The sequence below is a fragment of the Microbacterium sp. MPKO10 genome, assembly GCF_026107415.2.
GTDB lineage: Bacteria > Actinomycetota > Actinomycetes > Actinomycetales > Microbacteriaceae > Paramicrobacterium.
Map to the genome: position 1 here is coordinate 247,383 of NZ_JAPCHX010000006.1, position 22,783 is coordinate 270,165.

At 65.0% G+C, this 22,783-nt stretch carries 20 protein-coding genes; all 20 read right to left on the minus strand.

All coding sequences use genetic code 11. The features are described 5' to 3' along the window. Window positions 1–82: 82 nt before the first annotated feature. Window positions 83–1,537 (minus strand): pyruvate kinase, encoded by a 1,455-nt coding sequence (gene pyk, locus OK352_RS14765; protein ID WP_265142271.1) that lies wholly within the window; start codon window positions 1,535–1,537, stop codon window positions 83–85. A gap of 80 nt (window positions 1,538–1,617) precedes the next feature. Continuing rightward, entirely contained in the window at window positions 1,618–3,075 is a 1,458-nt protein-coding gene (locus tag OK352_RS14770; RefSeq protein ID WP_265142272.1) for a glutamate synthase subunit beta, read from the minus strand. Continuing rightward, window positions 3,068–7,654 (minus strand): glutamate synthase large subunit, encoded by a 4,587-nt coding sequence (gene gltB / locus OK352_RS14775; RefSeq protein ID WP_265142273.1) that lies wholly within the window; start codon window positions 7,652–7,654, stop codon window positions 3,068–3,070. Before gltB ends, OK352_RS14770 begins: the two co-directional genes overlap by 8 nt. Before the next feature lie 101 nt (window positions 7,655–7,755). After that, complete coding sequence (lgt, locus tag OK352_RS14780; RefSeq protein ID WP_265142274.1) at window positions 7,756–8,733, minus strand: prolipoprotein diacylglyceryl transferase; 978 nt, start codon at window positions 8,731–8,733, stop codon at window positions 7,756–7,758. After that, complete coding sequence (gene trpA / locus OK352_RS14785) at window positions 8,730–9,539, minus strand: tryptophan synthase subunit alpha (RefSeq protein WP_265142275.1); 810 nt, start codon at window positions 9,537–9,539, stop codon at window positions 8,730–8,732. The genes lgt and trpA overlap by 4 nt, the downstream gene beginning before the upstream one ends. Then, the gene (gene trpB, locus OK352_RS14790; protein WP_265142276.1) at window positions 9,536–10,747 is read right to left on the minus strand and encodes a tryptophan synthase subunit beta; all 1,212 of its coding nucleotides are present in this window, start codon (window positions 10,745–10,747) and stop codon (window positions 9,536–9,538) included. The genes trpA and trpB overlap by 4 nt, the downstream gene beginning before the upstream one ends. Before the next feature lie 2 nt (window positions 10,748–10,749). Then, entirely contained in the window at window positions 10,750–11,529 is a 780-nt protein-coding gene (gene trpC / locus OK352_RS14795; protein ID WP_265142277.1) for an indole-3-glycerol phosphate synthase TrpC, read from the minus strand. 4 nt (window positions 11,530–11,533) lie between these two features. Next, window positions 11,534–11,764, minus strand: a complete 231-nt coding sequence (locus OK352_RS14800) for an HGxxPAAW family protein (protein ID WP_265142278.1) — start codon at window positions 11,762–11,764, stop codon at window positions 11,534–11,536. Between the two features lie 44 nt (window positions 11,765–11,808). Beyond that, on the minus strand, window positions 11,809–12,396 hold the full coding sequence (locus OK352_RS14805; protein WP_265142279.1) for a Trp biosynthesis-associated membrane protein: 588 nt from the start codon (window positions 12,394–12,396) through the stop codon (window positions 11,809–11,811). Next, window positions 12,393–13,913 (minus strand): anthranilate synthase component I, encoded by a 1,521-nt coding sequence (locus tag OK352_RS14810; RefSeq protein WP_265142539.1) that lies wholly within the window; start codon window positions 13,911–13,913, stop codon window positions 12,393–12,395. Before OK352_RS14810 ends, OK352_RS14805 begins: the two co-directional genes overlap by 4 nt. Before the next feature lie 5 nt (window positions 13,914–13,918). Next, window positions 13,919–14,284, minus strand: coding sequence for a phosphoribosyl-AMP cyclohydrolase (hisI, locus tag OK352_RS14815; protein WP_265142280.1), 366 nt, complete (start codon window positions 14,282–14,284; stop codon window positions 13,919–13,921). Next, window positions 14,281–15,042 (minus strand): imidazole glycerol phosphate synthase subunit HisF, encoded by a 762-nt coding sequence (gene hisF, locus OK352_RS14820; RefSeq protein ID WP_265142281.1) that lies wholly within the window; start codon window positions 15,040–15,042, stop codon window positions 14,281–14,283. The genes hisI and hisF overlap by 4 nt, the downstream gene beginning before the upstream one ends. A gap of 9 nt (window positions 15,043–15,051) precedes the next feature. Next, window positions 15,052–15,891, minus strand: a complete 840-nt coding sequence (hisG, locus tag OK352_RS14825; protein ID WP_265142282.1) for an ATP phosphoribosyltransferase — start codon at window positions 15,889–15,891, stop codon at window positions 15,052–15,054. Between the two features lie 60 nt (window positions 15,892–15,951). Then, window positions 15,952–16,215 (minus strand): phosphoribosyl-ATP diphosphatase, encoded by a 264-nt coding sequence (locus OK352_RS14830; RefSeq protein WP_265142283.1) that lies wholly within the window; start codon window positions 16,213–16,215, stop codon window positions 15,952–15,954. A 47-nt stretch (window positions 16,216–16,262) separates the two neighbouring features. Next, window positions 16,263–16,928: a ribulose-phosphate 3-epimerase gene (gene rpe / locus OK352_RS14835; RefSeq protein ID WP_265142284.1), complete on the minus strand. Its 666-nt coding sequence runs from the start codon at window positions 16,926–16,928 to the stop codon at window positions 16,263–16,265. Window positions 16,929–16,954: 26 nt separating this feature from the next. Next, window positions 16,955–18,373 carry an RsmB/NOP family class I SAM-dependent RNA methyltransferase gene (locus tag OK352_RS14840; RefSeq protein ID WP_265142285.1) on the minus strand — a complete coding sequence of 473 codons (1,419 nt, stop codon included), beginning with the start codon at window positions 18,371–18,373 and terminating at the stop codon, window positions 16,955–16,957. After that, window positions 18,370–19,305 (minus strand): methionyl-tRNA formyltransferase, encoded by a 936-nt coding sequence (gene fmt / locus OK352_RS14845; RefSeq protein ID WP_265142286.1) that lies wholly within the window; start codon window positions 19,303–19,305, stop codon window positions 18,370–18,372. Before fmt ends, OK352_RS14840 begins: the two co-directional genes overlap by 4 nt. Then, window positions 19,302–21,242: a primosomal protein N' family DNA-binding protein gene (locus OK352_RS14850; protein WP_265142540.1), complete on the minus strand. Its 1,941-nt coding sequence runs from the start codon at window positions 21,240–21,242 to the stop codon at window positions 19,302–19,304. The genes fmt and OK352_RS14850 overlap by 4 nt, the downstream gene beginning before the upstream one ends. A 2-nt stretch (window positions 21,243–21,244) precedes the next feature. Beyond that, the gene (metK, locus tag OK352_RS14855) at window positions 21,245–22,438 is read right to left on the minus strand and encodes a methionine adenosyltransferase (RefSeq protein WP_265142287.1); all 1,194 of its coding nucleotides are present in this window, start codon (window positions 22,436–22,438) and stop codon (window positions 21,245–21,247) included. An 82-nt stretch (window positions 22,439–22,520) separates the two neighbouring features. After that, window positions 22,521–22,778, minus strand: a complete 258-nt coding sequence (gene rpoZ, locus OK352_RS14860; protein WP_265142288.1) for a DNA-directed RNA polymerase subunit omega — start codon at window positions 22,776–22,778, stop codon at window positions 22,521–22,523. Between the last annotated feature and the right edge of the window lie 5 nt (window positions 22,779–22,783).

Genomic DNA, 22,783 nt, shown 5'->3' on the forward strand with positions numbered 1-22,783 from the left:
TGTCGTCTCGCTGCATGAGTGAGCGGGAAAGCACAGAGGATGCTGGAGGGCGCCGCCCTCCAGCATCCTCTCGTGTCTGTCGCTACGGCTTCTTGCGCAGGGCGTATGCGGGAGCAACACCCTGGTGCACGTCGCCCATCGTGTGGACGCGGACATCGTTCGTCGACCCCGAGATCCCGGGAGGCGAACCAGAGATCACGACGACCTTCTCGCCCTCCGTGGCCATTCCTTCGGCAAGGAGGATGTCGTCGACCTGTCCGAACATTTCATCCGTGTGCGTGACGGTGTCGACGAGGAACGACTCGATGCCCCAGTTCAGCTGCATGCGGCGTCGGATGGCCTCGTTCGGGGTGAACCCGAGAACGGGAATCTTCGTGCGCAGTCGCGCCATGCGGCGCACTGAATCACCCGACTCGGTGAAGACGCAGAGGTACCGGGCCTCGACGAAGTCGGCGACCTCGGATGCTGCCAGCGTCAGCGCTCCTCCCTGAGTGCGCGGCTTGCTCCCGAGGGGGGCAATGCGCTCGAGGCCGTGCTCCTCGGTGGACGCGATGATGCGCGCCATTGTCTGGACCGTGATCTCGGGGTACTCCCCCACGCTCGTCTCGCCGCTCAGCATGACGGCATCGGCACCGTCAAGGATCGCGTTAGCGACGTCAGAGGTCTCCGCACGGGTCGGCACGGGGCTCGAGATCATCGATTCGAGCATCTGCGTGGCGACGATGACCGGTTTGGCCATGCGGCGGCACTGTTCGACAGCGCGCTTCTGAACAAGCGGCACGGCCTCGAGTGGAAGCTCGACGCCAAGATCGCCGCGAGCAACCATGATTCCGTCGAAGGCATCGATGATCTCGTCGAGCGCGTCAACGGCCTGTGGCTTCTCGATCTTCGCGATGACGGGGAGCGTAATGCCCTCTTCGCTCATGATCTCGTGCACACGCTGGATGTCTTCGGCGTTGCGCACGAACGAGAGGGCGATGAAGTCGGCGCCGAGCTTGAGGCCCCAGCGAAGGTCGGCCTCGTCCTTGTCTGACAGCGCCGGAACGTTGACGGCGACTCCGGGCAGGTTGATGCCCTTGTTGTTCGAGACCGGACCCGCGACGATCACCTTGGTCTTCACGCGGACGCCGTCGGTCTCGAGAACCTGTACGCGTACCTTCCCGTCGTCGATCAGGAGGAAGTCGCCGGGTGAGACGTCGTCGGGCAGTCCCTTGAACGTCGTCCCGCAGACAGTGGCGTCACCGTCAACGTCTTCCGTCGTGATGGTGAAGATGTCGCCTTCCTCGAGTTCGTGCGGTCCGTTCGCGAACGTGCCGAGGCGGATCTTCGGGCCCTGCAGGTCAACGAGGACGGCGACCGGCTTTCCCGTGTCGGTTGCGGCCTTGCGCACGTTTGCGTAGACGCCCTCGTGGACGTCATAGCTGCCGTGGCTGAGGTTCATCCGTGCCACGTTCACACCCGCGTCGATTAACGCGCGAATGTTTTCGTAGCTGGACGTCGCCGGGCCGAGCGTTGCGACGATCTTTGCTCGTCTCATGTATGAGTTTCTCCATGTCCTGCGCAGGGGGAATGCGCTGGGTTGACTAGTTCACCATCGCGTTCACCGGGAACGCGAGGTCAGAGAGCGATCGGCCGATCCGTCGGTGCGACGGGCCACGGGAGTTCGCCCTCCCCTTCAAGATACCGGTCTACAGCCGCCGCCGCAGAACGCCCCTCGGCAATCGCCCACACGATGAGGGATTGTCCGCGCCCGGCATCGCCCGCGACGAAGACCCCCGGAGTTGCTGTCTGGTAGTCGGCGGCCCGTTCGAAGGCACCCGATTCGGCAACGGAAATGCCCAGTTGAGATGTCTCTGTCGTCGTCTCCGGTCCCGTGAAACCGAGCGCGAGCAGTACGAGATCCGCTGGAATCTCGTACTCGGTTCCCGCCTTCGGCACACGCCGACCATCGACGTACTCGGTCTCGGCCACGCGCAACGCCCGCACGGCGCCTGAGTCATCCGCGAGGAACTCAACGGTTGAGACCAGGTACTCTCGCTCTCCGCCCTCCTCGTGCGAGGTCTGGACTTCGAAGATCGTCGGCGTCATGGGCCAGGGCTGGTGACCAGGACGCGTCGCTGCCGGTCTGCGCCCGATCGCGAGGTTGGTAACGGATGCCGCGCCCTGACGATGCGCCGTGCCGATGCAGTCTGACCCAGTGTCGCCGCCGCCGAGCACGACAACGTGTTTGCCCGCGGCAGAGATCGCTGGTTCGGCGCTGTCGCCGGCGACGACACGGTTTGCGCCGACAAGGAAGTCCATGGCGACGTGCACGCCGTCGAGATCGTGCCCGGGAATCTGAAGTGTGCGAGCCACCGGTGTGCCGGTCGCGATAATGACGGCGTCGAAGCGGGCGCGCAGTTCCTCCCAGCTGATGTCCGCTCCGATGGCTGTGCCGGGGCGGAACCGAGTGCCCTCTTCTCGCATCTGCTTGAGTCGCTTGTCGAGAACCTGCTTCTCGAGTTTGAAATCCGGGATGCCGTAGCGCAGCAGCCCGCCGATGCGGTCGTCGCGTTCGTAGACGGCGACCGTGTGACCGGCACGGGTGAGCTGCTGGGCCGCGGCGAGCCCGGCGGGGCCGGAACCGACGACCGCGACCGTCTTGCCCGTGAGGCGCTCCGGGGGCTGCGCATCGATCCACCCGCTGTCGAACGCCTGGTCGGCAATCGACACTTCGACCTGCTTGATCGTCACGGCAGGCTGGTTGATGCCAAGCACGCAGGCGCTCTCACAGGGCGCCGGGCACAGACGCCCGGTGAGCTCCGGAAAATTGTTCGTCGCATGCAGGCGATCGGATGCTGCGCGATCGTCGCCCCGCCACGTCAGGTCGTTCCATTCCGGAATCAGATTGCCCAGAGGGCAGCCCTTGTGGCAGAACGGGATGCCGCAGTCCATGCAGCGACCGGCCTGCCGCTGAAGTTGATCGCCGTCTTGACGCTCATATACCTCTTTCCAGTCCATGATGCGCACGGGCACGGGCCGGCGTGCGGGGAGCTCACGCTCCGTCGTGGTCAGGAACCCTCGTGGATCAGCCACGGGTCACCTCCCTGATTCGGCGCCACACTTCATCACCGTCGGGGTCGAGGCCCTCGGCGATGGCATGCTGGCGTGTTTCGACAACTGCCGCGTAGTCACGCGGCTGGATTTTGATGAATTCCTTAAGCGCGATCTCAAGCTCTTCCAGCATCCTGGTGGCGAGGGGTGAGTCGGTCTCAGCTTGATGCTGCCGGAGCAGATCCGTGATGATCTCACGGTCGCCCGGTCCCGGCGCGGACAGGACAAGATCGCCGGCAGCGACCGCTTCGCGGTTGAGAGAGGACTCATCGAGCCGGTAGACGTAGGCGCTGCCTCCGGACATTCCCGCGCCCAGATTGCGCCCGGTCTCGCCGAGGATCACCGCGAGCCCGCCGGTCATGTATTCGAGCGCATGGTCGCCCACGCCCTCGGCGACCGCAGTTGCCCCTGAGTTGCGCACGAGAAAGCGCTCACCCACCACGCCGTTGAGGAACATGCTGCCCGATGTCGCGCCATAGCCGATGACGTTGCCCGCGATGACGTTGTCTTCGGGAGCGAATTCAGATGTCCGTTCGGGTCGCACAACGATGCGCCCTCCGGACAGGCCCTTGCCGACGTAATCGTTGGCGTCGCCGTCGAGTCGCAGTGAGACTCCCGAGGGGAGGAATGCCCCGAATGATTGGCCCGCGGATCCGGTGAGAGCGATGGATATCGTGTTCTCGGGGAGGCCGTTCTCGCCGTGACGTCGTGTCACTTCATTGCCCAGCAGCGTGCCGACAGCACGGTCGATGTTTGCGACACGGCGAACAATCTCGACGGAGTCTCCGCTGTCGAGCGCGAGACCGCTCTGCCTGATCAGCTCGACATCGAAGTGTGAGTCGAGTTCGTGCTCCTGGTCACGTGTATGCCGACGCGCTGTGCCGGGCGGAGTGCCGTGCCCATCACGACCGCCGAGGATCGGTGTCAGGTCGAGGCCATCGGATTTCCAGTGCGCGATCGCCCGGTGGACGTCGAGAGCCTCCGAGTGGCCGATAGCCTCATCGAGGCTGCGGAACCCGAGCGCGGCCAAGTGCTCACGCACCTGCTCTGCGATGAACTCGAAGAACGTCACGACGAACTCGGGCTTGCCCGAGAACCGCTTGCGCAGTTCCGGATTCTGCGTGGCGACGCCAACTGGACACGTGTCGAGATGGCAGACGCGCATCATGATGCAGCCGGACACGACAAGTGGCGCAGTTGCAAACCCAAACTCCTCGGCCCCGAGCAACGCAGCGATGACCACGTCCCGTCCCGTCTTCAGCTGACCGTCGACCTGAACAACGACGCGATCGCGCAGCCCGTTGAGCACAAGGGTCTGCTGCGTCTCTGCGAGGCCGAGCTCCCACGGTGTTCCCGCGTGCTTCAGCGAGTTGAGCGGACTCGCTCCGGTTCCCCCGTCATGTCCAGAGACCAGCACAACGTCGCTCAGTGCCTTGGCGACGCCGGCCGCGACAGCGCCGATGCCGGTCTCACTGACCAGCTTGGTGTGCACGCGAGCGCGCGGATTTGCGCGCTTGAGATCGAAGATCAGCTGCTTGAGATCCTCGATCGAGTAGATGTCGTGATGCGGCGGCGGTGAGATCAGCCCGACTCCCGCTGTTGCGTGGCGTGTTCTGGCGACCCAGGGGTAAACCTTGCTCGGGGGAAGCTGGCCCCCCTCCCCCGGCTTTGCGCCCTGGGCAAGTTTGATCTGCAGGTCGTCAGCATTCGAGAGATACATGCTCGTGACGCCGAAGCGCCCCGAGGCCACCTGCTTGACGGCGCTGCGTCTTTCCGGGTCGAGCAGCCTTTCGACGTCTTCACCGCCTTCGCCGGTGTTTGACTTGCCGCCGAGACGATTCATGGCAATGGCGAGGGTCTCGTGCGCCTCTTTCGAGATGGAGCCGTAGCTCATGGCACCCGTCGAGAATCGCTTGACGATCTCAGAAACCGGTTCGACCTCGTCGAGCGGGACAGGCTCGCGCTGCCCCGCTGCGAAACCGAATAGACCGCGCAGCGTCATCAGACGCTCCGTCTGATCATCAATGAGGTCGGTGTACTGCCGGAAGATGTCGTATCGGCGTGACCGTGTCGAGTGCTGAAGGCGGAACACCGTGTCGGGATTGAACAGGTGCGGTGGCCCCTCTCGACGCCACTGATACTCGCCTCCCGTCTCCAAGCGCTCGTGAGCACGGCTCGGAGGGTTGGCGGGGAACGCCGACGAGTGCCGGCGCAGATTCTCCTCCTGGATGACGTCGAGTCCGACGCCACCCAGTCGCGACATCGTTCCCGTGAAGTACGTGTCAACGAAATCTTGGCTGAGACCGACGGCCTCGAACGTTTGGGCACCGGCATACGACGACACCGTGGAAATGCCCATCTTGGACATGATCTTGAGCACGCCATTGCCGAGAGCCGCGATGACATTGGCGACGGCCTGGTCGGCAGTCACGCCGCTGATCTCTCCCCGCCGGACAAGCTCCTCGCACGTCTCCATGGCCAGGTACGGGTTGACAGCCGACGCTCCGTAGCCGATGAGCGTCGCCACGTGATGCACTTCTCGCACATCTCCCGCCTCGACGATCAGACCCACCTTCATGCGATTCTCCGCGCGGATGAGATGGTGGTGGACGGAGGCAACGGCGAGAAGCGAGGGAATCGGTGCGAGATCCTTCGTCGAGTCTCTGTCGCTCAGAACAATGAAATGCGCGCCCGCGTCGATCGCAGCATCCACGTCGTCGTTGATCGCGTCAAGCCGGTCACGGAGTGCATTCTTCCCCTCGTCAAACCGGTAGAGGGCACGGATGATCGCTGTCGTCGTTCCGCCGGGGAACGCATCAATATGCTCGATCTTCGCCAGCTGGTCATTATCGATCACCGGAAAGTCCAGGACGATCTGGCGCGCGTGCTCCGGCCCGGAGTCCAGGAGGTTCCGTTCGGGCCCGAGCGTCTGGGTGAGCGAGGTGACCACGCGTTCCCTGATCGAGTCGAGGGGCGGATTCGTCACTTGTGCAAACCGTTGCGTGAAATAGTCGAAAAGGAGCCGAGGCCGATCAGACAGGACAGCGACGGGCGTGTCCGTGCCCATGGCACCCAGCGGCTCCGCACCCGTTGCCCCCATGGGCTTGATGATGCGGGCTACCTCCTCTTCCGTGTAGCCGAAGGTCCGCTGACGTCGCGTCACTGACGCGGGAGTGTGGATCACGTGCTCTCGTTCGGGGAGGTCGGAGAGGTTGATGCGTCCGTCTTCCAGCCATTCGGCCCAGGGTCGGGATGCTGCGAGGGAATCCTTAATCTCGTCGTCGTCGATCATTCGGCGCTCGTCGAGATCGAGGAGGAACATCCGCCCGGGCTGAAGCCGCCCCTTGCGGATGATCCGCTCGGGCGCGATATCGAGGACACCGATCTCGCTTCCGAGCACGATGAGCCCGTCATCGGTCTCGAGCCAGCGACCCGGGCGCAGGCCATTGCGATCAAGAGTCGCGCCGACGAACGTCCCGTCCGTGAACGTGAGGGCCGCCGGGCCGTCCCAGGGCTCCATCTGCATGGAGAGATACTCGAAAAACGCGCGACGGTCCTTCGGCAGGTCCGTGCGCTTCTCCCATGCCTCGGGCACCATCATGAGCATGGCGTGCGGCAGTGACCGACCGGTGAGGGTGAGGAGTTCGAGAACCTCATCGAAGGACGCCGAGTCGCTCGCTCCATCCGTGACGATCGGCAACAGCGGAGAAAGATCCCCCAGAAGTTCCGAAGACAGCTGTGATTGGCGTGCGCGCATCCAGTTGCGATTGCCCTGCACCGTATTGATCTCACCGTTGTGCGCCATCATTCTCAGCGGTTGCGCGAGCGGCCACGAGGGGAAGGTGTTCGTCGAATATCGCGAATGAACGATGGCGACGCGCGTGGCAAAACGTTCGTCTTCGAGGTCAGGGTAGAACGGTTCAAGTTGCAGGGTCGTGACCATGCCCTTGTAGACCATGGTGCGACACGACAGAGAGACAAAATAGGCCCCGATCTCGCGCTCAGCGCGTTTCCGGAGCCGATAGGCGGAGCGGTCGAGAACCACCCCGTTCTCTCGAGTGTCGCCCGGAGCAGATGCTCCTGTGCATACGAAGAGCTGCTCGATGACCGGCATTGCTTCGCGCGCGAGGCGGCCAAGCTGTTCCGGGCGCACGGGAACAGTTCGCCAGCCGAGCACCGTCAGCCCCTCATCGGCCGCGATCGCAGCGATCGAGTCCTTCTCAGCAGCACGAGCGTCGGGGTTCGCAGGCAAAAAGACCAGACCGACCGCGTACTCACCGCGTGACGGAAGCTCAAAGTCGACGGATGCGCGAAGGAACGCGTCGGGAATCTCGGTCAGGATGCCGGCACCGTCACCCGTTCCAGCATCCGAACCAACGGCGCCGCGGTGCTCGAGATTGCGCAACGCAGCCAGTGCCGCATCGATGATGTCGTGTCCGCCGTAGCCGCGCAAGGTGGCGACCATCGCCAACCCGCACGCGTCCTTCTCCTGCGCTGGATCGTAGAGTCCCTGCTTGGCGGGGACAAGGCTGAAGCGGGAATAAGGGGATTGAGCGGTCATTCGGTGTACTGCCCTCAGTCGACGTCATGACGGGGCATCGGCGACCCGCCGGGGAGTTCCGGGCCGGAACGGCCCGTCAGAACCCGGCGGGCGTTGACCGCTCAGGCTCGAGTAACTGAGTCTCGCGTGCTTGTGGCGGCTGACTCGCCCCGGTCGTCGACTCCATCAGCGTCGTCACTGAGATCGACGTACAACGAATCGGGGGAATCAGAGTCTAACTCTCCGTCTGTTTCAGCTGTGTTACGTTCCGGTAAGTACGGGCTCGGCATGAGCCCTGGGTGCCGCGACTTCTGAGCGAAGAAGATGACGATGCCGACAACGACGGCGATCAGAGCGGCCCAGACGTTGACGCGCAGGCCAAGGAATACCTCGCTCGGGTCGATGCGGATTGACTCCCAGACCACGCGGCCGGCGCCGTACCAGATGAGGTAGAGCGCAAACTGACGGCCCCACTGGAGCGTGAACCGGCGACCAATGGCGATGATGACGGCAGCGCCCAGCAGGTTCCAGATCACCTCGTACAGGAACGTGGGGTGAAAGAGCGTGTCTGCGGGCAGCCCGACGGGGAACGCCGGATTCGACGCGTCAATCTCGAGACCCCACGGGAGGTCCGTCGGCAGGCCATACAGCTCTTGGTTGAACCAGTTCCCGAAGCGCCCGAACGCCTGGGCGACGAGCATGCCCGGGGCGAGGGCATCAGCGAACACGGAGAACCGCAGCTTGAGCACGCGGCAGCCGATCCACGCGCCGATTCCGCCACCGATGAGCGCGCCGAAGATGGCGATTCCGCCCTCCCAGATGTAGAGCGTTCTCAAAAGATCTGCGCCCGGATAGAAGTAGTCATCCGGATGGGTCAAGACGTGGAAGATCCGGGCGCCGACGATGCCGAAGGGAACGACCCACAGCATGAGATCGATGATGAGTCCCGATTCCGCCCCGCGGCGTGTCATCCGGGCGTTCGTGATGAATGCGGCGGCGATGATGCCGGCAAGGATGCACAGTGCGTAGAAGTGAATCGTGAACGGCCCCAGCTGAATGAAGCTGACGTCCGGACTCGGAATGCTTGTGGGGTGGATCACCGTGAGCCTTTCAGATCATGTCGTGTGCGCGTCGTTCCGGTGGCCAGCTGCGCGGCGAGTTCACCCACGGCTGGAACGCCGCCATCAGCGAGTGCCTTGACGAGAGCTGAGCCGACGATTGCCCCGTCAGCGTACTCCAGCACTTCGCGAACCTGCTCGGGAGTGGAGATTCCGAGCCCAACGCAGGCGTTCTCGGCCCCCGCGTCCCGAAGCCTCGAGACGAGTGACCGCGCGGCCGTGTCGATGTCGGTGCGAGCGCCCGTGATCCCCATCGTGGACACCGCGTACACGAAGCCTCTGCTCGTCTCGACAGCCTGCGCCAGCCGGTCATCGCTGGATGACGGCGCGGCGAGGAAGACGCGGTCGAGGCCGGTGCGTGCTGAAGCAGCGATCCACTCAGCTCCCTCATCGGGAACCAGATCCGGCGTGATGAGACCGGCGCCGCCTGCGTCGATAAGGTCGTCGGCGAATCGCTCGACGCCGTACTGAACGACAGGGTTCCAATAGGTCATGAGCAGGACATCCGCATCGCACTCCGCAGTGATGCGGCGCACGGCCTCGAAAGCGTGCGAGAGACGGAAGCCCTCGGCCAGTGCGCGCTGCGTTGCAGCCTGGATGACGAGGCCATCCATTACCGGGTCCGAGTACGGCACACCGAGTTCGATGATGTCGACGCCTGACTGCGCGATGCCTACAGCGGCGTCGATGCTCTCATCGAACGTCGGAAAGCCGATCGGCAGATAACCGATGAGCGCGCCCTCCCCGGCCTCACGTCGCGCGCGAAGCGTTTCTGCCACACCGGTCACGATTGCTCGGCTCCCTCGTCGATCAGATTGAAGTATGTTCCCGCCGTCTCCATGTCTTTATCGCCGCGCCCCGAGAGACTGACGAGGACGACAGCATCCGGTCCGAGCTCGCGTCCAAGCTCGATCGTGCCCGCGAGCGCATGCGCTGATTCGATCGCGGGAATGATTCCCTCGGTACGGCTGAGGAGGCGCAGTGCCTCCATGGCAGCGGCATCCGTGACCGGGCGGTAGCGGGCGCGCTCGATGGAGGCCAGCCATGCGTGCTCAGGACCGACTCCGGGATAGTCGAGTCCGGCCGAGATGGAGTGCGATTCGGTCGTCTGCCCGTCGTCGTCCTGCAAGAGGAAGCTTCGGGCCCCATGGAGCATCCCGGGACGGCCTTTGGTGATCGTAGCGGCGTGACGTGGAGTGTCGACGCCCTCGCCCGCTGCCTCGAAACCGTAGAGCGCGACGTCGGCATCGTCGAGAAACGCGTGGAATATCCCCATAGCGTTCGAGCCTCCGCCCACGCAGGCCGTGACAGCGTCCGGGAGCCGTCCGGTCAGCGAGATGACCTGATCGCGAGCCTCCTCTCCGATGACCTTCTGCAGATCGCGGACCATCGAGGGGAACGGATGCGGTCCGGCGACCGTGCCGAAAATGTAGTTCGTCGTGCCAACGTTCGTCACCCAGTCGCGCATCGCCTCGTTGATCGCGTCTTTGAGTGTGCGGGAGCCGGTCGTGACGGGGATGACCTCGGCACCGAGGAGGCGCATGCGTGCGACATTGAGGGCTTGGCGCTCCGTGTCGACCTCGCCCATGTAGATCACGCAGTCAAGCCCGAAGAGCGCCGCTGCGGTTGCCGTCGCGACACCGTGCTGGCCGGCCCCGGTCTCGGCGATGACGCGCGTCTTCCCGACGCGCTTGGTGAGCAGCGCCTGGCCGAGAACGTTGTTGATTTTGTGCGATCCCGTGTGTGTGAGGTCTTCACGTTTGAGAATGATGCGTGCGCCGCCCGCGTGCTCGGCGAAACGCGGAACCTCGGTGATGGCCGTCGGACGACCGACGTAGTCGCGGAGAAGCGCATCGAGTTCGCGGTGGAATGCCGGGTCGGCCTTGGCATCCTCCCACTCACGGGTGAGGTCATCGAGCGTGGCAATCAGGGACTCGGGAACGTATCGTCCGCCGAAGTCGCCGAAATACGGACCAGTGCTGTTTTTCAGTGTCATGATCAGACCGCCAGGAATGAGGAGAGCGTAGTGACGGGGTCACTTGTCACGAGGGCTTCGCCGACAAGGACGACGTCGGCCCCGGCACGCCGGTAGTGTGCGACATCGTCTGGCCCGGAGACCGCGGACTCGGCGACTTTGATGACGCCAGCCGGAATCGTCGACGACAACGCGCCGAACAGGTCGCGGTCGAGCTCGAATGTCTTGAGATTGCGGGCATTGATGCCGATGAGGCGCGCGTCGAGCTCAAGCGCGCGGTCGAGCTCTTCTGCCGTGTGAGCTTCGACGAGCGGCGTCATGCCCAGGTCGAGCACGAGCGCGTGCAGGTCACGCAGCGCGGGCTGTTCGAGCGCTGCGACGATCAGCAGGATGATGTCGGCGCCCGCCGCACGTGCCTCGTACACTTGGTACGGCTCGGAAATGAAGTCCTTGCGCAGCACCGGAACCGAAACGGCGGCCTTGACTGCTGACAGGTCGTCGAGCGATCCTTTGAACCGTCGGCCCTCGGTCAGCACGCTGATCGCACTCGCTCCGCCTTCGGTGTAGCGGCCCGCGAGCTGCGCGGGATCGGGAATGTCAGCAAGGTCTCCGCGTGACGGGCTCGCACGCTTGACCTCGGCGATGATCTTCACCGTGTCTGCAGGGGCGAGTGCCGTGAGCGCGTCGAGCGCCGGAGCGGCGGCGTGGGCCGCGCGCTCCACGTCGTCGCGAGGCAAAGCGCTTTCGCGGGCACGCGAATCGCTCCGCGCCCCCTCTGTGAGCTCGGTCAGAAGATCGGCCACTGCGTCAGTGGCCCTTCGGCTGGTAGCGCGGTCCGTTTACCCCGAAGCCGACCTTCTCGAGAACCCAGCCGACGATCAGCCCAACGATGAGCAGTCCGGCGGCTGCGACAACGCCGTAGGGCTGGCCGATGAACAGCATGGCCGTGCCGATGCCGAATGCGATGAGCATGATGATCACGGCGGTCCAGGCGGCCGGTGAGTGGCCGTGTCCGGGATCGATCGATTCGGGGGTCACATGAACTCCTTCTCTGACGTGGGGATCGTCTTCAAGTCTAGCTGTTACCGAGTGGGGTCCTCGCCGCGACTCAACTCGTCCCAGCTGTCGACGGCGTCGGGCGCGCTGCTCTGCGGTTTTGCGGCGGGTGAATCGAATTTGCGACTCGACGAGGGCCAGCGCCCCGACGTGGCGATGACGGCGACTCCGGCGAGCACGAGAAGCGCTCCCGCGACGATCGCGATCATTGGCCAGATGGTGGGCACGGCTGCCGTGACCAGATCGTGGGCGGCCGACGAACCGGCGACTCCTGTGGCTTGCGTGATCGTCGTGGTGCTCGCGGCAGCGGGGTCTCCGAGGGCGACCACAGCGGAGAGTCCCAGACTGCCGCCGATGAGCACCTCGAGGACGCCGAAGACGATGCGCAGAACGCGTCCGGCGATGGCGAGTGCTCCGCCCAGGGCAAGACCGGCGAGTCCAAGCGCTGCAGCAGCGGGCCCGGCTGCATCTCCGGGAACATCGATGGCGTCACCGGCATGAGTGCTCTGAGCGAGCGTGATTGAGAACCACGGCTGTGTCCAGGTGAGGAGGGCGATGCCGCTCACGACGAGCGTGGCGGCGATGAGCGTTCCTTTGATGCGTCGCCCGGTCATTCGCCCTCAATTCGGGTCATCGCGTCGGCGATGGCTACAGCGCGCAGCGGTGCGGCGGCCTTATTGCAGGATTCCTGGTACTCGGATTCGGCGACCGAGTCAGCGACGAGACCGCCTCCGGCCTGTACGAGGGCCGTGCCGTTGATCAGCGTGGCCGTGCGGATGGCGATGGCGAGATCCGCATCACCAGAGAATCCGATGTAACCCACGACCCCACCGTACGCTCCACGTTGAGCGGGCTCGAGCTCGTCAATGATCTGCAGTGCGCGCGGCTTCGGGGCACCCGAGAGCGTGCCGGCGGGGAATGTTGCACGGAAGACGTCGATCGGAGTCATCTCTGGCCGCAGCTCGCCCTCGACGCTCGAGACAAGGTGCATGATGTGGCTGAACCTCTCCACGCGCATGAACTCCGTGACGTCGACGCTGCCCGGTACGCACACCTTTGCGAGGTCGTTGCGTGCCAGGTCGACGAGCATCAGGTGCTCGGCCTTCTCTTTGTCGTCCGACCGCAGCGTGCGCTCGAACTCGTAGTCTTCGTCTGGGGTGCGCCCGCGCGGCTGTGATCCGGCGATGGGATGCGTGACGACGTGTCGGCCCTGAGCCTTGACGAGAGCTTCGGGCGAGGAGCCGACGATCGCGTACGGCGTGCCCTGGGGAGACTCCAGGCTCAACAGATACATGTACGGGCTCGGATTGAGTGCGCGCAGCATCCGGTACACGTCAATCGGGGCAGCCTCGGTGTCAAGTTCGAAACGTTGCGAGATGACGACTTGGAAGATGTCGCCGTCGCGAATGTACGCCTTGCTCTTCTCAACCGCGACGAGAAAGTCGTCCTTGTGCGTACGATGCCTGGCCACGGGCTCGAGAGACAGATCGACCTCGGCGAGGTGAGAATCGCTCGGACGAGCCAGCGCGGTCTGCATACGCGTCAGTCGGTTCTGCGCGTCGTTCCACTGCGCATCTCGATCGCCGGCGTCCGTCAGCGCGTTCGCAATCAGCTGGACGGTGCCCCGACGATGATCAAGCACGACGAGGTCAGAGACGAAGCACAGGGCCTGACCGGGAACCGGATGTTCCGCGGGCGGTGCGTCGGGAAGGTTCTCAATCTGTCTGATCGACTCCCAGCCGAGAAAGCCGACGAGTCCACCCGTGAGTGGCGGCAGGTCCGGCAGCGGCTCACCTGACCAGCGACGGATGACCTCGGCCACAGCATCCAATGGCGCAACACCGCGAAGATCACCAACGGCGCGATCGGCCGAGAGCCCGTAGTCGAGCCATTCCGGCTTGTCGCCGGTCTGAGTGAGTACGCCGTAAGATGCGACACCGACGAACGAATACCGCGACCAGATTCCACCTTCAGCGGACTCAAGGAGGAAGCTGCCGGGGCGGCCTGCGGCCAGCTTGCGGTAGATGCCAACCGGGGTCTCGCTGTCGGCGAAGATCTCGCGGATGACAGGGACGACACCGAGCCGAGCCGCGCGATCGTCGAAGTCGTCACGCGTCGTCGTTGCGGGCATCTCCGTCATTCGGCGCCGTCCTGGAGAACGACCGGAGTGAGCCCGTCGGCGTCGAAGCAGGTGCGTGTGCCAGTGTGGCAGGCCGCACCGATCTGATCGACGGAGACGAGGATCGTGTCGGCGTCGCAGTCGAGGGCCGCGTGCTTCACGTACTGCACATGACCCGAGGTGTCGCCTTTGCGCCAATACTCGCCGCGTGAGCGCGACCAGAATGTGACGCGGCCGGTCGTGAGTGTGCGGCGAAGAGCCTCAGCGTCCATATACCCGAGCATGAGGACCTCGAGGGAGTCCCACTGCTGAATGATCGCTGGCATGAGTCCGTCGTCGCCGAAGTGGGCGCGTGCCAGGACGCTGTCGAAGTTCGTTGTCATCGAACGGGCACCCCCGCCGTGCGCAGCGCAGACTTCACGTCGCCGATCGTCAGCTGCCCCGAGTGGAAGACGCTTGCGGCGAGGACGGCGTCGGCTCCAGCATCAATAGCGGGCGGGAAGTCTTCCGCAGCACCCGCTCCACCGGAGGCGATGACGGGAACGGTGCAGCCGTCGCGCATGAGGCTGATGAGCTCGATATCGAACCCGTTTTTCGTGCCGTCGGCATCGATCGAATTCACGAGAAGCTCGCCGGCGCCGCGTTCGGCGGCCTCGCGCGCCCAGGCGACCGCGTCGATGTCTGTTGTCCGACGGCCGCCGTGCGTCGTCACGACGAAGCCGGAGGGCTGGTTGGCGTCGCGTTTCACATCGAGCGAGACCACGAGCACTTGCGCGCCGAATCGATCGGCGATCTCACTGATCAGTTCGGGCCGGGCGATTGCGGCGCTGTTGACGCCCACTTTGTCGGCGCCGCTGGCCTGAAGCCGCGAGACATCGTCGACCGAGCGCACACCTCCCCCGACGGTGAGCGGAATGAACACCTTCTCGGCGGTGGCCCTCACGACGTCATGCATTGTGTCGCGGCCCTCGACCGTCGCCGAGACGTCGAGGAACGTGAGTTCATCAGCGCCCTGCTCGTCGTAGCGCTGTGCCAATTCGACGGGGTCGCCCTGGTCGCGCAGGTTCTCGAACTTCACACCCTTGACAACGCGGCCGTCGGAGACGTCAAGACAGGGGATCACACGGACAGCGAGTGACATAGCATCCTCCTACAGGCGGGCGGCGTGGATGGCGCTGACAAGGATCGCACGGGCGCCAAGATCGTACAGTGCATCCATGATCTGGTTCATGTCTCGGCGGGGAACCATGACGCGCACGGCGACCCAGTCGGGATCCTTGAGTGGCGACACCGTGGGCGATTCGATGCCGTGCGCCACCGCCGTTGCACGTTCGAGAAGCGCCGCGGGCAGGTCGTAGTCCATCAGAACGTAGCGTCGCGCGACGAGCACTCCCTGCAGGCGCCGCAGCAGCACGTTCGTGCCCGGCTTCTGCTCGGGAGCTGAGATGGCGACGGCCGTGGAGTCGAGGATGACCGGACCGAAGATCTCGAGCCCCGCATTGCGCAGGGTCGTTCCGGTGGAGACGACATCGGCGACAGCATCCGCAACGCCCAGATCGACGGCAGATTCGACGGCCCCATCGAGCTTCACGAGTTCGGCCGTGACATGGTGGCGGGTGAGAAAATCGCCGACGAGACCCGTGTAGCTTGTGGCGATGCGCACGCCGTTCAGGTCGCTCAGCTCGGTGAAGCGGCCGACCGGGCCGGCAAACCGGAACGTGGAGCCGGCGAAGTCGAGTGACGCCACCTCGTGGGCCGGTGATCCAGAGTCCAGCAGAAGATCACGGCCGGTGATTCCCGCGTCGAGGGCGCCCGATCCCACGTACGTGGCGATGTCGCGCGGGCGGAGGTAGAAGAACTCGACGTCGTTTCGGGCGTCGATGAGGTGGAGCGCTTTGGGGTCGGTGCGGGTGAGATAGCCGGCCTCTGCCAGCATTCCCGCGGCCGTCTCGGCCAGTGAGCCCTTGTTGGGCACTGCGATTCGCAACATTCGGTTTGTGCTCTCGTGTCAGGGAAACGTCAATGGAAGGATGCCGCGAAGCGGCGCTGATCACAGATGTCGGTATACGTCCTCGAGACGCAGACCTTTCGCGAGCATCATCACCTGCACATGGTAGAGAAGCTGAGACATTTCTTCGGCCGCAGCCTCGTCTGTCTCATGTTCGGAGGCCATCCAGACCTCGGCTGCCTCTTCGACGATCTTTTTGCCGATGGCGTGTACGCCCGCATCGAGTTCGGCGATGGTCCGTGAGCCCGCGGGGCGGGTCGCCGCTTTGTCGCTCAGTTCTGCGAACAGCTCATCGAAAGTCTTCACGATTCCAGCCTACTCGGTCACCGTGAGTACCTGGTTCCTCGCGCGGGTCAGCGGTGGCTGTGGGCGGCGGCGCGCTCGCGCAGCATCCGGATCTGGTCGGCGGGATCGGCGGCGTTGAAAACGCTGGAGCCTGCGACGAACGTATCGGCACCATTCTCGGCCGCAACTTCGATGGTCTCGAGTGAGATGCCTCCGTCGACCTGGAGCCAGAGATCGAGCCCCGAGCGTTCCGCTGCCGCGCGCACAGCCTGCAGCTTCGGCATCATGTCGCGTTTGAAGCTCTGCCCGCCGAAGCCGGGCTCAACGGTCATCACGAGAAGCTGATCGAACTCGGAGAGCAGATCGAGGTAGGGCTCGGGATCGGTGCCCGGCTTGAGCGCGATGCCCGCTCGGGCCCCGATCTCGCGCAATCGGCGAGCGAGGGCGACGGGGTCGGTGGCGGCTTCCGCGTGAAATGTGACAGAGAACGCGCCGGTCTCGGCATAGTCGGGTGCCCAGCGGTCAGGGTCATCGATCATGAGATGCACGTCGAGCGGGAGTGGCGAGACCTCCTGGACCCGCTGAACCATCTGCAGCCCGAACGTGAGGTTGGGCACGAAGTGGTTGTCCATCACATCGACATGCACGAGATCGGCATCGGCGATGCGCCCGAGGTCGCGCTCCATGTTCACGAAGTCGGCCGAAAGGATGCTGGGGTTGATGCGGGTTGCCATGGCTTGATCTTACCGATCCGAGGGTTTCAGAGTTTGCGCAGGAGGGCGACGTACATCGCGTCTGTGCCGTGCCTGTGGGGCCACAGCTGAACGTTGGGAATCGCCGGCGTGCGGGTCGGATCGGGCTCACCGAGATCGATGTCACCGACGATGCTTCGCAGGACGTTTGGGGCGTCGATCGCAGTCACGCTCTCTGGCATGCGGCGCAGCACATCGCCGACGATCGCACGGGTCTCCCCCAGATGCGGCGAGCACGTGACGTAGGCGATCGTGCCTCCCGCAGCCGTCGCCGCAATCGCTGAGCGCAGCAGCTCTGCCTGCAGATCGGACAGGGCGGCCACGTCCTTCGGCAGTTTGCGCCAGCGTGCTTCAGGGCGGCGTCGCAGCGCGCCGAGTCCGGTGCAGGGCGCATCGACGAGCACGCGATCGAACTGGCCGGGATGCTGTGCGCCCACGTTGCGGCCATCAGCCGTGCGTACCTCGACGACGTCGCCGAAGCGTTCGGTCGCACGGCGAACGAGGTCGGCGCGCGCGGGGGTGATCTCGTTGGCGACGAGTGTCGCTCTGCCGGCAGCGGCCTCCGCGGCGAGAAGGGCGCTTTTCCCGCCGGGGCCCGCGCAGAGGTCGAGCCATCGTTCTCCCGCACGGACCGGTGTCGATCGCGTCAGCATCAGCGCCGCCAGCTGCGAGCCTTCATCCTGCACGCGCAGTCCGCCGTCTGATCCGTTCACCAGGGCGTCGGGGTCACCGTGGCTCAGGCGGAAGCCGACAGGCGAATAGCGGTTGGGCTCGGCTCCCTCGGGCAGGCGTCCGACACCGGGGAGTGCGACAACGTTGACGCGCGGGGCATCGTTGTCTGCGGCGAGGAGGGCGTCGAGTTCTGCTTCTCTGCCCTCTGCTGCGAGGGCCGTGCGGAATGCCCGTGCGATCCAGGCGGGGTGCGCGTAGCGGATCGCACGGAGATCGGCGGCGTCCGTGATGCCGTCGGCCAGGCGGTCGAGCCAGGTGGCGTCATCGTCTCGCGAGATGGTGCGCAGGACTCCGTTGACGAAGCCCACGGATGATTGGCGTGCGTGCCGTCGTGCGAGGGCAACAGATTCGTTGACGGCCGCGTGCGGGGCGACGCGCATGGCCAGGAGCTGATGCGCACCCAGCCGCAGAGCGTTGCGAACGGGAGCGTCGATCTCGTCGATGGTCCGATGCGCTGCGTGCTCAATGATGGCGTCGTAGTGTCCGCGTCGCCGGAGTGTGCCGTAGCAGAGTTCCGTGGCGAGAGCGGCGTCGTTCGTCGCGAGGCGTGCACGCGCGATCTCGTGCGGCAGAAGCAGGTTGGCGTAGGCATCGTCGGCGTCGACGGCCATGAGCACAGTGAAAGCGACCCGGCGGCTCGGCTGGATGCTGTCGGAGCCGCGGGTCCGTGTCGGCCGATGTGCTCGATCGCTCATGCGCTCTCCTCCAAATCGACGGTCAGCGAGCGCCCCTGCTGCCCACGCCACCAGTCCTCAGCAGCCATTGCCGGCTTTCCTGCCGGCTGTACGCGGTCGAGCCGGAGAGGAGTCGTGCCCGTGCCCACCAGCACGCCTCCCCGCGTGGCCGAAAACTCACCCGCTTCCAACGCAGGAGCAGCATCGTCGGGCAGCCATGCCGCGTGGATCTTCAGGCGAGCCCCGTCAATGGTGACGAATGCTCCGGGTTCCGGCGTGACGCCACGGAATCGGTTGTAGACGACGTTCGCGGGCTGCCGAAGGTCAAGATGAGCCTGATCGAGTGTGAGCTTTCCCGCATAGCTCGCGCTGCCGGACTGCGACCGAGGGGACAGCGAACCGTCGTCAATACCGTCGACTGCCCGGAGAAGATCGTGTGTTCCGATGCGCGCCAGGCGCTCGAGCAAGGCTCCCGCGGTTTCGTGCGGGTGGATGTCCGTCGACGAGGCACACCAGATGTCTCCCTCATCGAGGCCAGTGGTCAGCTGAAAGACGGTTGTGTCGATCGACGTGTCTCCATTGATGAGAGCATGCTGGACGGGAGCGGCGCCGCGCCAGGCCGGGAGCGCGGAGAAATGCAGGTTGATCCATCCGTGTGCTGGTGCCGACAGCAGCGGTTCACGAACAAGCCCGCCGTAGGCCACGATGACGCCCAGGTGAGGGGCGAACCCGGTGATGCGCTCTGTGACCTCCGCATCCAGGCGGTTCGCTTTGATGACAGGCAGGCCGAGTTCGCTCGCCGCCTGCGCGACAGGCGACGGAGTGAGTACCCGTTTCCGGCCCTGCGGTGCATCGTCGCGCGTGACTACGGCCGCCACCGTATGGCGTGAACGATGCAGCGCTTCCAAAGACGGGACGGCAGCCGCGGGCGTTCCGGCAAAGACGATTCTCACGTGACAAGCTCCGTTTCATCAAAGCGAAGGCGCAGCGTCGGCGGCCGCTGGTAGCCGCCCTTCGCGGCGGGGCCTCTGCGTCGTTTCGTGGCGTTCTCGACGACAGCTGCGCGGAGCGTCCGGGCGATCTCGGGCCCCGCCGCGTAGTCGAAGCGCACAATCGACCGTACACCGCCGTCCGGCAGCGCGCTGGGGCCGAGGACATCCCGGTACATGGCCGGGTCGAGACGGGCGACAGCTGCGTCGACGGCGTCGCCGTCGCCACTGACCGAGACAGTTCGCACCGCGGGCGGAAATGCGAGCTCACGGCGGTCGGCGAGTTCCTGCGCCGCGAATGCCGCCGACGTCCACGTGGCAAAAGCGGTGCCCAGACGCCCGGCAACGCCGACGAGAATGACGGGTGCTCCGCGGGTCGCGAGAGCAGCCGCGTTCGACCACCACCGGAGACAGTCGCTGGCAATGGTGAGGGCTTCGCGCGCCAGCATCCGGTCACCGTCAAGCAGGAGAACAGCACTGTATCCGCCGTCTGCGATCGGCTCCGCTCCTCGCGTCGAGACGACGAGGGCGGGGCGTGCGGGTATTCGCTCGACGGGCTGATCGCCGTCGGACGTGATCACCGTGGTGCCGGGGAACGCCCTGCCCAATTCTTCTGTCGTCCGTTCCGATCCGCGTGAGACGAGGCGCAGGCGCGTGTCATCGCACTCATCGCAGCGCCAGTCAGTTGCGAGTGCTCCGCACAGGGAACACTGCGGCGGCTGACCGGAGCGCGTGATCGCGAGTGCTCCCCCGCAGGCGCGGCAACGGGCGCCGGTGCGGCATCGCTGGCAGGCGATCACGGGAGCGTAACCGGGCCTTGCTACCTGCACGAGCACGGGACCCGTGTCGAGCGCTGTGCGTGCGGCCTTCCACGCTGATGAGGGAATGCGTGCCGCATCGCCATCTGTTGCGGGGTCGGTCAGGGCGATGCGCGGCTGTGTATGCCGCTCGGGGTCGCATGCGCGGAACCAGCCGATCTCGACAAGACGCTGAGCCTCAACGCTGCGGGTGTGCGACAGCAGGATGAGCGCGCAGCCGGAGTCCTGTTGTCGCACAAGTGCGGCATCACGCGTGTGGACGTAGGGAGCGAGCGGCTCCGCGTGCAGACTGTCGGCATCATCCCAGACGATGATCGCGCCGAGGTCAGCGGCCGGGGCATACACCGCTGACCGATTTCCGACAATGACGCGCGGCCCGGGGTGAAGGCAGTCGAGGAAGCCTCGGTAGCGCTGCGCCGCAGGCTGCGTGGCGTCGACACGCGAGATCAGATCGGGGCTCGCGACGTGCTCAAGAGCGGTCAGCACCTGGTTCTCGTCGCGATAGTCGGGCACCGCGACGATGATCTTCTGGCCTGCCGCAAGTACCCGCGAAGCAAGTTCGGCGACGGTGAGCGCCCAGCGGCCGATGGTGACGCCACCGGGCGTTTGGCAGAGTTGCGGGATCGCCATCAGCGCGGTGCGGGCGCCCTGCTGGGTGATCGAGTCATCTGTCACGTACCCCGTGAGCGGGAGCTCGGTGACGGACCCAGACTGGGGCTCTGCCTCACGCCAGGCCTTCTCAACCCGGACGTGACGTTTCGGCACAGCGAGGCGCACGACGTCGCTTGCCGTGCCCGCGGCCCGGTCTGCGACAGAACGGGCAACGCGCCAGACCTCGGGAGCAAGCACGGGGACCTCGGAGACAAGCTCATCGATATCGCTCAGCGCCCCGTCGAACGAACTGGAGTCGGTCAGCTCGACGACGTAGGCGAGGGCGATCCGGCCACCGGATCGCAGCGGAACCCGAACCCGGCAGCCGACACGCACGCGATCCGCGATCTCGCTCGGAACGGCGTAGTCGAGCAGATGGTCGAGAGCCGGCACCGGCGAATCGATCATTACGCGAGCGACACGCGCGGTCATCGTCACAGCCCGGATGCTGCCCGAAGGTCATCTGCTCGGTCGGTGGTCTCCCACGTGAAGTCGGGAAGCTCACGGCCGAAGTGCCCGTACGCGGCGGTCTGAGCGTAGATGGGGCGCAGCAGATTGAGCTGGTCGATGATGGCGCCAGGCCGCAGGTCGAAGACCTCTCGGATCGCCGCCACAATGGTGTCGTCCGGAACGTGCCCCGTTCCGAACGTTTCGACGTACAGGCCGACGGGCGTGGCCTTGCCGATGGCGTAGGCCACCTGGACCTCGATGCGGTCGGCGAGCCCGGCAGCGACGGCGTTCTTCGCGACCCAGCGCATCGCGTAGGTCGCTGACCGATCCACCTTCGACGGGTCTTTGCCGCTGAACGCTCCCCCGCCGTGCCGGGCGGCACCGCCGTATGTGTCGATGATCACCTTGCGCCCGGTGAGGCCCGCATCGCCCTTGGGGCCTCCGAGAACGAACGTGCCCGTCGGGTTGATGTACTGCTCGTACGACGAGGTGTCGAGATCGAGCGGCGCGAGAACGGGAGCGATGACGGCGTCGTGAACCTCACGGCGCAATTGTTCCGTTGACACGTGCGGCGCATGCTGGGTCGAGAGCACGATCGCCGTGACCGCGCGCGGAACATCGCCGTCGTAGCCGACGGTGACCTGTGTCTTCCCATCGGGGCGCAGATAGTCGAGCTGACCGGTCTTGCGCACAGCGGTGAGCCGCTCGGACAGCCGGTGGGCGATCCAGATCGGCATGGGCATGAGCTCGGGCGTCTCATTCGTGGCGTACCCGAACATGATCCCCTGATCACCGGCGCCTTGCCGGTCATACGGGTCGAGCGACGACTGTTCGCGAGTTTCGAACGCGTCGTTGACGCCCTGGGCGATGTCGTTCGACTGCGAGCCGATCGAGACTTCGATCCCGCAGGAGTCAGCGTCGAAGCCCGTCTCACTTGAGGTGTACCCGATGTTGCGGATCACATCGCGGACGATCGCAGGGATCTCCACGTATGCCGACGTCGACACCTCTCCGGCGACATGCACGAGTCCCGTCGTGACCATGGTTTCGACGGCGACACGGCTCCGGACATCCTTCGTGATCAGTGCATCGAGGATGCTGTCAGAGATCTGATCACAGATCTTGTCAGGGTGCCCCTCAGTGACGGATTCAGAGGTGAAGAGTCGCAATTCAGTCATGGGGATCCCTACGGTATCGTGTCTGCGCAAAGAAATGTCGGTGGTTCCAGCATCAGCTGCACCACCGACATTCCGATGAAAACTATTCGGCGAGCGGGCGCAGAACCAGCTTGTCTTCGTTGATCTCGTGCAGTGCAACCGAGAGAGGCTTGTCGTCTACCGTCGAGTCGACGAGCGGCCCGACGTTGTCGAAGAGGCTGCCTTCATGCAGATCCGCGTAGTAGTCGTTGATCTGGCGCGCCCGCTTGGACGCGAAAATCACCAGCTGGTACTTCGAGTCGACCTTCGAGAGCAGTTCGTCGATCGGCGGATCGATGATCCCCTTGAGCTTGTCAGCCATAAGTC